This is a genomic window from Longimicrobium sp., assembly GCF_035474595.1.
Classification (GTDB): domain Bacteria; phylum Gemmatimonadota; class Gemmatimonadetes; order Longimicrobiales; family Longimicrobiaceae; genus Longimicrobium.
In genome coordinates this window covers 39,224-51,038 of record NZ_DATIND010000145.1, presented here as the reverse complement: position 1 = coordinate 51,038, position 11,815 = coordinate 39,224, and the positions used below count along the sequence as shown (strand labels likewise).

The window sequence follows — 11,815 nt, the reverse complement described above, 5'->3', positions numbered from 1 at the left end:
TGCGCGGGCGCAGCCGGTCACCGGCGACTGAAGTCGCAGCAACAACTACGGGAAGCCTCGCAAACTGCGCGAGGCTGATTCCGCTCACTCCGCGGCCCCGGTGCTCACGACCGATCTCCTTTCATCCTCCGTGGTCGCGCGAAGCGCGGTGTTCGACTCAGGATGACGTCTCTCCGGGCGTTTGTTATGCACAGGGGTTGCCGGATCCGGTACCACGCAGAAGAAAATCGGCCCCGCCACCGAGCTTCGGAAGCGGGGCCGGTCTGCGTCGCCGCGAGCCGGATCAGCCGACCAGCTCGAGGCCGCTGAAGAAGAAGGCGATCTCGATGGCGGCGTTCTCGTCGCTGTCGGAGCCGTGCACGGCGTTGCGGCCCTTGTTCTCCGCGTAGAGCTTGCGGATGGTGCCCTCGGCGGCCTCGGCCGGGTCGGTGGCGCCGATGGTGTCGCGCCATTTCTGCACCGCGTTCTCCGCCTCCAGCGCCAGCACGACGCTCGGGCCGCTGGACATGAACTCGACCAGCTCGCCGTAGAAGCCGCGCTCCCTGTGCACCTCGTAGAACTTCTGCGCCTGCGGCAGGCTGATCTGCGTCAGCTTCATCCCCAGGATACGGAAGCCCGCGTCCTGGATGTGGGCGAGGATCTTCCCCGCGTGGCCGTTCTGCACGGCGTCGGGCTTGATGATGGCGAAGGTACGGGACATCGGTTCGTCTATCCTTCAGGGTTGAAGATTGAAAAGAAGTCCTGAGTCCTGAGTCCCAAGTCCTAAGTGTACTGAAGTCCGTCACTTAGGACTTGGCACTTGGGACTTGGGACTTCCTTTACGGAAACGCGAACAGCTTCCGCAGGATGTCTCCCCGCGTCAGGAAGCCGGTGAGCTTTCCCTCGGAAACGACCGGGAGGCGCTCGATGTCCTTGCTGACCATGATCGACATCACCTCGGTGAGCGCCTGGTCCTCCGACACGCAGATCACCGAGCGGCTCATCACCTCGCGCACCGGCGTGTCCTTCAGCGACGCCGGGCTCTCCCCCGTGGTCTTCTGGACGACGGGGAGGAAGAAGCGCATCAGGTCGCGGTCGGTCACCATTCCCAGCACCCCACGCTCGTCGTCCACCACGGGGACGGCGCGCAGCTTGTGGTCAGCAACCAGGTCGAGCACCTCGCGCACCGGGGCGTCGGGGCCCACGCGGTGCACGCGCTGCGTCATCACGTCGCGCACCGTGAGCCGCGGCTGGATGGTGATCTCGCGCACCTCGGGGATCGCCAGGATCTCCTCGGCGCTGTGCGCGGCCAGCATCGCGTCCACCACCGCGTCGCTCCGCAGCACCCGCGCGAGCGCCGCCACCGTCTGCAGGTACACCCCCGTGGCCGAGGGCGGGGCCAGGACGAGGACCACCACCTGCGCCACCGGCTCGTCCCCCGCCGTCGCCGTGGCCAGCGGCACCGCCGCGACGCCGAGGGCGACGACCAGCTCGCGCACCGCGTCCGTCCGCACGTGCGGGAGCAGGACGCGCTCGCCCACGTGGATCAGGTCGCGGATGCGGCTCTCGGAGAAGAGCCGGGCCAGCCGCTCGGGGTCGGCCACCGCGCCGCTGTCCATCAGCCGCTGCGCCAGCGCTGACACCGCGGCCTGCACGGTGTCCGCGGGAAGCGGGGCCACCACGTGCTCCGGCCGCAGCACCTCGCTCAGCCGGATCTCGCGCCCCCGCGGCGGTGGGCCGCCCTCGCTCAGAGGACCTCCTGGATCAGCCCCACCACGTCCAGCGGGCGGCGCGCCACGCCGATCCCGTTGTCGCGGAAGGCCTGCATCTTCTCCTCGGCCGTTCCCGCGCTCCCGGAGATGATGGCGCCGGCGTGCCCCATCCGCCGCCCCGGAGGCGCCGTCTGCCCGGCGATGAAGCCCACCACGGGCTTCTTCATGTTCTCCTTCACGTAGCGCGCGGCGTCCTGCTCGTCGGTCCCGCCGATCTCGCCGATCATCACGACGGCCGCGGTTTCGGGGTCCGCCTCGAACGCGGCCAGGCAGTCGATGAAGTTGGTGCCGTTGATGGGGTCGCCCCCGATCCCCACGCAGGTGGTCGTCCCCAGCCCGGCCTGCTTCAGCTTGAACACCACCTCGTAGGTCAGCGTCCCCGAGCGCGACACCAGCCCCACGTTCCCCGGCTGGGTGATGTGGCCGGGAATGATCCCCACCTTGCTCTTGCCGGGGGAGATGAGCCCCGGGCAGTTCGGTCCCAGGAGACGGGCGCCCTTCTCCATCACGTACGGCCGCACCCGCGTCATGTCCAGCACGGGCACGCCCTCGGTGATGCATACGATGAAGTCCACGCCCGCGTCGGCCGCCTCGAAGATCGCGTCGGCCGCGCCGGCGGGGGGCACGTAGATGACGCTGGAGTTGGCGCCGGTCTCCTTCACCGCTTCCTCGACGGTGTTGAAGACGGGAACCGTTCCCTCGAACGTCTGCCCGCCGCGCCCCGGCACCACGCCGGCCACCACGTGGGTGCCGTACTCGATCATCTGCTTCGCGTGGAACGAGCCGTCGCGGCCCGTGATCCCCTGCACGATCAGACGGGTGGAGTTGTCGATGAAGATGCTCACGAGGCCCCCGCTCCCTTCGCCATCTGGACGGCTTTCTCCACCGCCTCGTCCATGTCGGTCAGCGCCGTGAAGCCGGCGTCGGCCAGGATCTTCACCGCGATCTCCTCGTTGGTCCCCGTGAGCCGGATGACGATGGGCACGGAGATGTCGATCTGCTTCATGGCCGTCACGATGCCGTTGGCCACGTCGTCGGTGCGGGTGATGCCACCGAAGATGTTGAACAGGATCACCTTCACCGCCGGGTCGCCGGTGATGATGCGCAGCGCGTTCACCACCTTCTCGGGGTTCGACGAGCCGCCGATGTCCAGGAAGTTGGCCGGCTCGCCGCCGTAGTACTTCACCAGGTCCATGGTGGCCATTGCCAGCCCGGCGCCGTTCACCACGCACCCCACGTTGCCGTCGAGCTTGATGAAGGTGAGCCCGGCGTCGCGGGCCATGACCTCGGCCTCGGGGTCGGAGCTCTCGTCGCGGAGCGCCTCGATCTCCGGCTTCCGGAAGAGCTCGTTGTCGTCGATGTTGAACTTGGCGTCGATGGCCTTCACGTCGCCCGCGGGAGTGGTGATCAGCGGGTTGATCTCGGCCAGCGACGCGCCCGCCTCGACGAACGCCCTGTAGAGCTTCAGCAGGATCTGCGCGGCCGCGCGCTGCTGCTTCACGTCGCTGTACAGCTTCGTCGCGAGCAGATACGCCTGGTGCGGAAGGAAGCCGAAGCGGGGATCGACCGCGAGCTTGGTGATCTTCTCGGGATCGGTGACGGCCACCTCCTCGATGTCCACGCCGCCCGCGGCCGAGACCATCCACACCGGCGCCTTGGATGCGCGGTCCAGGATGATGCCGACGTACGCCTCGCTGGCGATGTCCTCGGCGGGGGCGATGAGCACCTTGTGCACGGTGAGCCCCTTGATCTGCATCCCCAGGATGGCGCCGGCCTTCTCCTTCGCCTCCTCGGGGGTCCTGGCCAGCTTCACGCCGCCGGCCTTGCCGCGGCCGCCGGCGTGCACCTGCGCCTTGATGACCACGGCGCCGCCCAGCCTGCGGGCGATGGCCTCGGCCTCTTCGGGCGTGGTGGCCACCTCGCCCATGGGAACCGGGATCCCCTGGGCGACGAGCAGCTCCTTCGCCTGGTATTCGTGGATGTTCACGCGAGTCTGCGTCCGCGTTGAAAGTGAACCCAAAGTGCCTAGTGCCAAGTGCCTAGTGCCTAGTACCCGCGACGCTGCCCCCCATCGCGGTCGTTACTTGGCACTTGGCACTAGGCACTTGGCACGATCTCCGTTCCCGCCTGCCCCGCCACCGCCTCCCGCCCCTGGTCCAGCCGCGCGATCACCGCGCGGCCGCCACCGCTGCGCACGAAGCCGGCCGCGGCCTCTACCTTCGGCGCCATGCTTCCCTCGCCCAGCTCGCCGGAGCGGAGGAGACGCTCGGCCTCGTCCACCGTGATCCGCCCGAGCGCGCGCTGCGCCTCCCCGCCGTAATCGGCGTAGACGCACTCCACGTCGGTCAGGATCACCAGCACCTCGGCGCCGATGTCGCGCGCCAGGATGGCGGCCGCGCGGTCCTTGTCCACCACCGCGTCGATTCCCTCGAACCCGCCGCCCCAGCGCGGGTCGGGGTACACGGGGCATCCCCCGCCGCCCGCCGCGATCACCAGGTGCCCTTCCGCCACCAGCGAGCGGATCATCGGGCGCTCCACGATGGCCGTGGGCCGCGGGCTGGGAACCACGCGCCGCCAGCCGCCCCTGGTCTCGGCCACGTCGCCGCCCAGCTCGGCGGCCAGCGAGCGCGCCGTCGCCTCGTCCATGGTGCGGCCGATGGGCTTGGTGGGGCGCTCCAGCTCCGGGTCGTTCGGGTCGACCACCACCTGGGTGACGAGCGTCACCACCTGCCGGTCCACGCCCGCGCGGCGCAGCGCGTTCTGCAGCGACTGCTGGATCATGTAGCCGATCCACCCCTCCGTCGCCGCGACCAGCACGCCCAGCGGAAGCGGGGGAACCAGGTCGCGCGACTGCTCGTTGCGGATCAGCTCGTTCCCCACCTGCGGCCCGTTGCCGTGCACGATGGCGATGCGCCACCCCTCGCGGGCCAGCGCCACCACGGCGCCCAGGCTTTCGCGCGTGTGCCCGAACTGCTGGGTGATGGTTCCCTCTTCGCCCGGCTGGGCCAGCGCGTTGCCGCCCAGCGCGATGACGATGGTTCTGTCCTGCGCCACGGACCTCCCAGGCAAAAGAGGGCGACATTGTAAGCCGCCCCCGCGGAGGCGGCAAGCGACCGGCGGGACAATCGCTTGCGGCTTCCGGGGTTTCCCTCCCCCGGCACCGGTCCCAGCACCTCCGGCGGCCCGGCCGGTGACCTGCCAAATGGAATTGGCGGCAAGGAAGCCGGCAGCGCGCGAGCCGCCGCCCCTCACCCCGCCAATGAATTGGCGGGCAACAACAGCACAAAGTCCCTGCGGGACTGCAGCCCCGGCCTCGTGGCTGCTCGCGAGCGTCGGGCGCACCCTGCCATGCCTTGGTACCTCACACGGAGGGAACGGAGGTAACGGAGGAACTCCGTGCGCGCACCGAACCCTCCGTTATTGCTGTTCCTCGGTGTTGGTGCGAAGCCGGCGCGCGGTCGATAGGGATGGGAACCAGGATGGAATACGCGCCGCCCCTGTCCCGGGAGCCGGAACAGGGGCGGTTCGCAAGCCGGCCGCGGTCAGACGGTCAGGAGGGCGTGAAGCTGCCGAAGTCGCGCTGGATGTTGTTGGTGTTGCTGAACACGAACTGGTTCAGCGTGGTGCCGGTGTCCGGATCGTAGCGCGAGGTCTTCGCCCATACGATTCCGTAGAGCGAGGCGCCGCTCCCCGACGACGTGAACACGGGCGAGCCGCTGTCGCCGCTGTTGGCGTACGCATCCACGAAGTCCTGGCACAGGATCAGAATGCCGCCTGCGCCCGAGAAGTTGGAGCAGGTCTTCTGAACGGGGCCCGCCGTCCACCCGGTCGTGACGCCCACCTTCCCGACGACCATCCCCACGACCGGCGAGCCCCCGCCGTTGATGTGGAACGTGTTCGCCAGGTCCGCATCGGTGGAGCCCGAGGTCTGCCCGAACCAGTACGCGGTGTGCGCGATGCCGCCCAGCGTCCACGCCACGGCGTCGTCGTAGCGAACCGCCGCCACGTCGCTGAAGCGGCACTGCCAGCCGGCGGGGCAGCTGAGATAGGTCGCGCTGGTCAGCATGGGCGGATCGGCAAGCTCCACGCCGATGCGCGACCCTCCCTGGCTGAACACAGTGCCGTCCACGTGACCCTGCGTGGCCGTGCAGTGGTCGGCGGTGAAGAACACGCGCGTTCCCACTCCGGCGCCCCAGTACGGGTTCACGTAGTAGGCGTTGAAGCCCAGGGTGCACGTTCCGCCGATGTCTCGTGTGATCCCCACGCCGCCGATCACCGGCCGGATGTACGACGACAGGGCGACGGTGGGCTCCACGGCAGCCGCGTGCTCCACGATCACCGCCGCCAGCGGCACCTTCAGCCGCGCGACCTCGGCCTCGACCGCGCCGCGCGCGGAGGGATTCGAGATGCCGATGCGGATGCGGTTGGCCGTCTCGTCGGCGTCGGTGAACACCACGCCCGGCAGCGTCAGCACGGACGTCAGGCGCGCATGCCAGGTGGCAAGCTGGCCAAAATCGTACTCCACGCGGTGAAAACGGAACGAAGCGGCGCCTTCCCCGCCGCGGTCGTCGCGCCGCAGCCGGGTGACGGGCGCCAGCACCGCGCGTGCCTTCGCCTCCTGCGCGGCGTCGGTGAGCGCCACGTTCACGCTGCCGTCGTGGTCGAGCCAGTAGCCGCCGAAGCCGGGGATCTGGCGCGCCAGGCGCATGAACTCGCCGTCGGTACCGGGAAGGTCGGGGTTCACGGCCCCGGCTGGCGCGGAGGGAGGCGCCGGGGGTGTGACCGGGGTGTCGTCGCCGGCGCAGGCGGCCACGAGCAACGGCAGGATCAGGGCGGCGGCTGCCGCGGAGCGGTTCATCATACGGTCCCTCGAGGATGCGAAGATGGTACGTCGGTTATGGTGGGATGGTCTGAGAGAAAATGCCGCGGGTCCGAGCTGTCGCGTTCCCTGGCGGCCTTGGCCAACTCCTTTCCGGGAGAGAGGATCATGGAAAAATTCTGTCTCAAAATGCAATTCACGGTGCGGCCAGGCAACACATTCGATTTGCGCATCAGAACTGCTCCGCAGATCGGACGCAGAAAGAACCACCGACGCGAATGACCCGCGCGTTATCCCGCTGCAGTATTCGTCTGCGTATGAAAAACAGGACCGCCGCCCGTGCATATCCACGGGCGGCGGCTCGCGCGAGGCTACGGATCCGGCAGGATGCCTCGGCCGCAGTCCCGGAGGGACTTTGTGCCCTTGTTGCCCGCCAATTCATTGGCGGGTCAACGGCGGCGGCTCGGATGGATGCAGCCGATAGGGCAACATGCCTCGGCCGCAGTCCCGGAGGGACTTGGTGCCCTTGTTGCCCGCCAATTCATTGGCGGGTCAACGGCGGCGGCTCGGATGGATGCAGCCGATAGGGCAACATGCCTTGGCCGCAGTCCCGCAGGGACTTTGTGCCCTTGTTGCCCGCCAATTCATTGGCGGGTCAACGGCGGCGGCTCGGATGGATGCAGCCGATAGGGCAACATGCCTCGGCTGCAGTCCCGGAGGGACTTTGTGCCCTTGTTGCCCGCCAATTCATTGGCGGGTCAGCGGCAGCGGCTCGGCTCTCCTTCTTCCGGACCGGGCGCCGGCTCTGCCTGCGGCGGCAGCTCAGTGCCCCGTCGTCGCCGCGCCGATGCCCTCGCCGGCGAGCCAGCCCTCCATCTCCGAGCGGATCTCCTGCAGGCGCTCGGGGGTGCGGGCCTCGTAGCGGGCGACCAGGACGGGCTCGGTGTTGGAGGCGCGGATCAGCCCCCAGCCGTCGCCGAAGAGCACGCGCGCGCCGTCCACGTCCACCACCTCGTGGTCCTTGCGGAAGTGCTCCACCGCGCGGCCTACGATCTCGAACTTGGTCTCCTCGGTCGCGGGGTACCGCAGTTCGCTGGTGGAGACGAACTTCGGGAAGGTGCCGATCCACTCGCCCAGCGTCCCCTGCCGCCGCGCGACGATGTCGATCAGCAGGCAGGCGCCGTACAGCGCGTCGTCGAAGCCGTAGTAGTTGTCGCCGAACATGATGTGGCCCGAGAGCTCGCCCGCCAGCAGCGCGTGCTCCTCCTTCATCCGCTTCTTGATCAGCGAGTGCCCTGTCGCGTTGAGGACCGGAACGCCGCCGTGCGCCTCCAGCACCTCGGGGAGCGCCTGCGTGCACTTCACGTCGAACACCACCTTCTGCCCCGGCCCGCGCTTCTCCAGCAGGTCCAGCCCGTACAGCAGCAGCAGCGTGTCGCCGCGCACGATCCCGCCGCGGTCGTCGATGGCGCCGATGCGGTCCGCGTCGCCGTCGAAGGCCACGCCCAGGTCCGCCCCCGTCTCCTTCACCTTGGCGATGATGTCGGCCAGGTTCTTGTCCACCACCGGATCGGGATGGTGGTTCGGGAAGGTCCCGTCGCTCTCGCAGAAGATGGGGATGACGTCGACGTTCGCGCCCAGCGCCTTCAGCAGGTCCACCGCGACGATCGAGCCGGTGCCGTTGCCGCAGTCGACCACCACCTTCACCGGCCGGGCGATCTGGAACTTCGCCGCCACCTCGCGGACGTAGATCTCCAGCACCGCGCGGTTCTCGGCGCGCCCCTCGCCGCTCTCGAAGTCCTCCTGCTCGATGATGCGGCGCACCTCCTGGATCATCTCGCCGTAGATGGAGCCGCCGGAGATGGCCATCTTGAACCCGTTGTACTGCGGCGGGTTGTGGCTTCCCGTCACCTGCAGGCCGCCGTCCGTTCCCCAGTACGCCATGGCGAACGAGTGCACCGGCGTGGGGACGAGGCCCACGTCGATGACCTGCGCGCCCGCGGCCAGCATCCCGCGCTTCACCGCGTCGGCCAGCTCGTTGCTGCTCAGGCGGTTGTCGCGCCCCAGCGCCAGCACGGGCGAGGCGTTCTCCAGCTTGCGCCGCACCAGGGTGGCGAAGCCGCGGCCGATGGACTCGGCGACCTCGCCGGTCACGTCGTTGCCGACCACGCCGCGGATGTCGTACTGCCGGAAGATGTGCGGGTTGACCATCCGTCTCTCGTTTCCGATTGCAGAAAAATGGGGGGCGCCGCCCGTTCGCGGAGCGGAGCCCGTTTCGTCGTTCAGCTCAGCTGTTGCGGACCACCGCGATGGCCTCGATCTCCACCGCCACGTCGCGCGGGAGCCGCGCCACCTGCACCGTCGAGCGCGCCGGCTTGTGGTCGCCGAAGTGGCGGCCGTACACCTCGTTCATGGCCGCGAAGTCGTTCATGTCGCGCAGGAACACCGTCGTCTTCACCACGGTGGAGAGGTCCGCGCCGGCGGCCTTGAGCACCGCGGCGATGTTCGTCATCACCCGCTCCGTCTGCACGGCCACGTCGCCCTCCACGATCTGCATCGACGCGGGGTCGAGGGGGATCTGGCCGGCGGTAAAGACCAGCCCGTTGGCGATCATGGCCTGGCTGTACGGGCCGATGGCGGCCGGCGCGTCGCCGGTCTGGACCTGCTGGAACAATGCCATGTCGAGAACCTCGTCAGGGTTGATGAACGTCGGGTGGTGATTGCCGTGATTCTGCGATTTCCGGATGCGGCGCGATTCCGCGGCACCCGCGCCCTCTCCGGCCGGCCGAGGCCGTCCACCTCTCCCGTACCGGGAGAGGTAGCGATCCGGGATCCTCGCGGTTCGGCGGGATTCCTCAATCTCCCACCATCGCGCGGAGCTCGGCGGGGGTGACCACGGCCACGCCGGGTTTGCCGACCTCGATGCCGGCCGCGAGGTTGGCGAGGACCGCCGCCTCCTCCATCGTCGCGCCCGCGGCGAGGGCGACGGCGACGAAGGCGGTGACCGTGTCGCCCGCGCCGCTCACGTCGAACACCTCGCGGGCGACGGTGGGGATGCGGAAGGTGGCCGCATCGTCCGACCGCAGCGCCATCCCGTCTTCCCCCAGCGTCAGCAGCAGGTGGCGCGCGCCGACCCGGGTGCGGGCGTCCTCCAGCCACGCGTCGTCGTCGGGGCGGACGTGCGCGCCCAGCGCGGCGCCCAGCTCCAGCGCGTTGGGCTTGAACACCGTGGCCCCGCCGAACTCCATGAAGTTGCGGAACTTGGGGTCTACCACGCTGGGGATGCCCGCCTCCCTGGCCGCGTCCAGCGCGGCGCGGATGACGGCGGGGACCAGCACGCCCTTGTTGTAGTCCTCCAGCACCAGCGCGTCGCTCGCGGCCACGGCCTGGCGGACGGCGTCGCACAGCTCGGTGGCGCACGCGTCCGGCAGGTCGCCCGCGTCCTCGCGGTCGAAGCGCACCACCTGCTGGTGCCGGGCCACCACGCGCGTCTTGGTGGTCGTCGGCCGGTCCTCGCGCTCCACCAGCCGGGCGTGCACGCGGCCGCCGTCCAGCGCCGAGAGCGCCTGGCGGATGCGGCGGCCGGACTCGTCGGCGCCCACGTAGCCCACCAGGTGGCACTCGGCGCCCACGGCGGCCACGTTCGCCGCCACGTTGGCCGCACCGCCCAGGGCGAAGCGCTCCTCGGTGACGTGCACCACCGGCACCGGCGCCTCGGGAGAGATGCGCGAGACGGAGCCCACCAGGTACACGTCGAGCATCACGTCGCCGACCACCGCCACGCGCAGGCCGCGGGCACGCTCCAGGATCTCGTCCAGCCGCGCGCGTGAAAGCCGTTCCATCTCCCCATCCGCCGCCGTGGTGCCGCCCGGCCGCGGGCCGGGAAAGAGGGCGCGGAATCTACCCGCGGGGCCGCGGGGTGTAAAGAAGATGCGGACGCCGCCGCCACTCCCCGGCACACGCGCGCGGCGCTACCTTTCCGCGTCCCTCCCGTCTCCATCCCCTCCCTTTGGTCTTCCCGATGCGCAAAACGCTCGACCTTCTCATCGCTGGGGCGATCGTCACCGGCGGCGCGGCGTTCGCGGTGTCCGGCAAGGTGCCGCGGCTCGCGATTCCGGCCGCCGATCCGTCCGCCGCCCTCCCCGCGCCCGCCCCCGCCGCCGCGCCCGCGACGGCCAAGGGCGGTGCCGCCGCCGGCGAGGAGGCGCTCTTCGGCGCCGCGCCGAAGCCGGCCTTCCGGAGCATGCGCCGCGCGGATTTCCTGGAGCTGAACGGGATGCGGACACGCGAGCACCTCTACACCGTGCGCGAGGGCAGCGGCTGGCGCTCGGTGGTCCGGGACAGCGCCGTGATGGAGATGGAGCTCCCGGGCGGGCCCATGCCGCAGCTGCGCACCGTCATGGACCAGCAGCTCGGCGGCGCACTGGACCTGTTCCGCGACGCGTGGAGCTACACGATGGCCACCGGCTCGGCCGACACGCGCCGCGCCTCGGCCGACACCCGCGTGCTGGCGGTCACCGGCGCGCAGGGGCGGCTGTTTCCGCTCGCGGTGGGCAACCGGCTGACCTTCCGCACGGTGGAGAGCGGCGGCGTGGAGGTGGCCGGTTGGGCGCGCGGCCAGGCCGGCGGCGACGGGTACGAGCTCGTGGTGACCGGGATGGAGGGGGATTACACGGCCTCGGAACCGGCGGTGCCGGGCCCCGTGTACGTGATCGACGTGAAGGTGACGAGCGAGGACGAGGACGAGCACTTCGAGGTGCACTACGCCCCCGCGCTCGGCGCCGCCGTGCGCATCCGCACGCTGGGCGACGCGCCCGCGAGCGAGGAGCGTCTGATCTCGTGGGAGCCCGCGCGCTGACCTCGCGGGCGGAGGCGTGGGAAAGAGTTGGGAAGGCGAATAAAAATAAATTCGCGGCAACAGCAGCACAAAGTCCCTGCGGGACTGCTCCCCCGGCATCCCGGAGGCACCGCGCTGATGCCGCGAGCGATTTCATCCTGAGTCGAACACCGCGCCGCGCGCGACCACGATGGATGATAGGGAGGCGTCCTCCGGAGCCGGAACCAGCTTTCGACCCGAACAGCCTCGCGCCGTTTGCGAGGCTTCCCGTAGTTGTTGCTGCGGCTTCAGCCGCCGGTGACGGGGGCAGCTCCCGTGGCTATGCGGCCGCCGACGCCACCCTGCCGGCCTCCCACCGCTGCCCGCTGGGCGCGGCGTGCGCATGGTTCGGCGGCGCGGCCCCCGGTT

Annotated in this window: 10 protein-coding genes; 1 reads left to right on the top strand and 9 read right to left on the bottom strand. The window is 69.9% G+C overall.

Annotated features, from left to right (window positions below; all coding sequences use genetic code 11):
• Nucleotides 1-283: 283 nt before the first annotated feature.
• The 9 genes from ndk to VLK66_RS24740 form a co-directional block, all read right to left on the bottom strand.
• Complete coding sequence (gene ndk / locus VLK66_RS24780; RefSeq protein WP_325312186.1) at nt 284-700, bottom strand: nucleoside-diphosphate kinase; 417 nt, start codon at nt 698-700, stop codon at nt 284-286.
• A 118-nt stretch (nt 701-818) separates the two neighbouring features.
• A complete protein-coding gene (locus VLK66_RS24775; protein ID WP_325312185.1) occupies nt 819-1,679 on the bottom strand; it encodes a CBS domain-containing protein in 861 nt (286 codons plus the stop codon).
• Between the two features lie 47 nt (nt 1,680-1,726).
• A complete protein-coding gene (gene sucD / locus VLK66_RS24770; RefSeq protein WP_325312184.1) occupies nt 1,727-2,596 on the bottom strand; it encodes a succinate--CoA ligase subunit alpha in 870 nt (289 codons plus the stop codon).
• On the bottom strand, nt 2,593-3,738 hold the full coding sequence (gene sucC, locus VLK66_RS24765) for an ADP-forming succinate--CoA ligase subunit beta (RefSeq protein WP_325312183.1): 1,146 nt from the start codon (nt 3,736-3,738) through the stop codon (nt 2,593-2,595). Before sucC ends, sucD begins: the two co-directional genes overlap by 4 nt.
• Nucleotides 3,739-3,848: 110 nt before the next feature.
• Entirely contained in the window at nt 3,849-4,805 is a 957-nt protein-coding gene (locus tag VLK66_RS24760) for a carbamate kinase (RefSeq protein WP_325312182.1), read from the bottom strand.
• A gap of 496 nt (nt 4,806-5,301) precedes the next feature.
• Nucleotides 5,302-6,612 carry a hypothetical protein gene (locus tag VLK66_RS24755; protein ID WP_325312181.1) on the bottom strand — a complete coding sequence of 437 codons (1,311 nt, stop codon included), beginning with the start codon at nt 6,610-6,612 and terminating at the stop codon, nt 5,302-5,304.
• Between the two features lie 780 nt (nt 6,613-7,392).
• The gene (locus VLK66_RS24750) at nt 7,393-8,781 is read right to left on the bottom strand and encodes a phosphomannomutase/phosphoglucomutase (RefSeq protein WP_325312180.1); all 1,389 of its coding nucleotides are present in this window, start codon (nt 8,779-8,781) and stop codon (nt 7,393-7,395) included.
• A gap of 76 nt (nt 8,782-8,857) precedes the next feature.
• A complete protein-coding gene (locus VLK66_RS24745) occupies nt 8,858-9,250 on the bottom strand; it encodes a RidA family protein (RefSeq protein ID WP_325312179.1) in 393 nt (130 codons plus the stop codon).
• Nucleotides 9,251-9,425: 175 nt separating this feature from the next.
• On the bottom strand, nt 9,426-10,412 hold the full coding sequence (locus tag VLK66_RS24740) for a bifunctional heptose 7-phosphate kinase/heptose 1-phosphate adenyltransferase (protein WP_325312178.1): 987 nt from the start codon (nt 10,410-10,412) through the stop codon (nt 9,426-9,428).
• A gap of 179 nt (nt 10,413-10,591) precedes the next feature.
• Between VLK66_RS24740 and VLK66_RS24735 the strand changes: the two genes are divergently transcribed.
• Nucleotides 10,592-11,428, top strand: coding sequence for a hypothetical protein (locus tag VLK66_RS24735; RefSeq protein ID WP_325312177.1), 837 nt, complete (start codon nt 10,592-10,594; stop codon nt 11,426-11,428).
• The last annotated feature ends 387 nt before the right edge of the window (nt 11,429-11,815 follow it).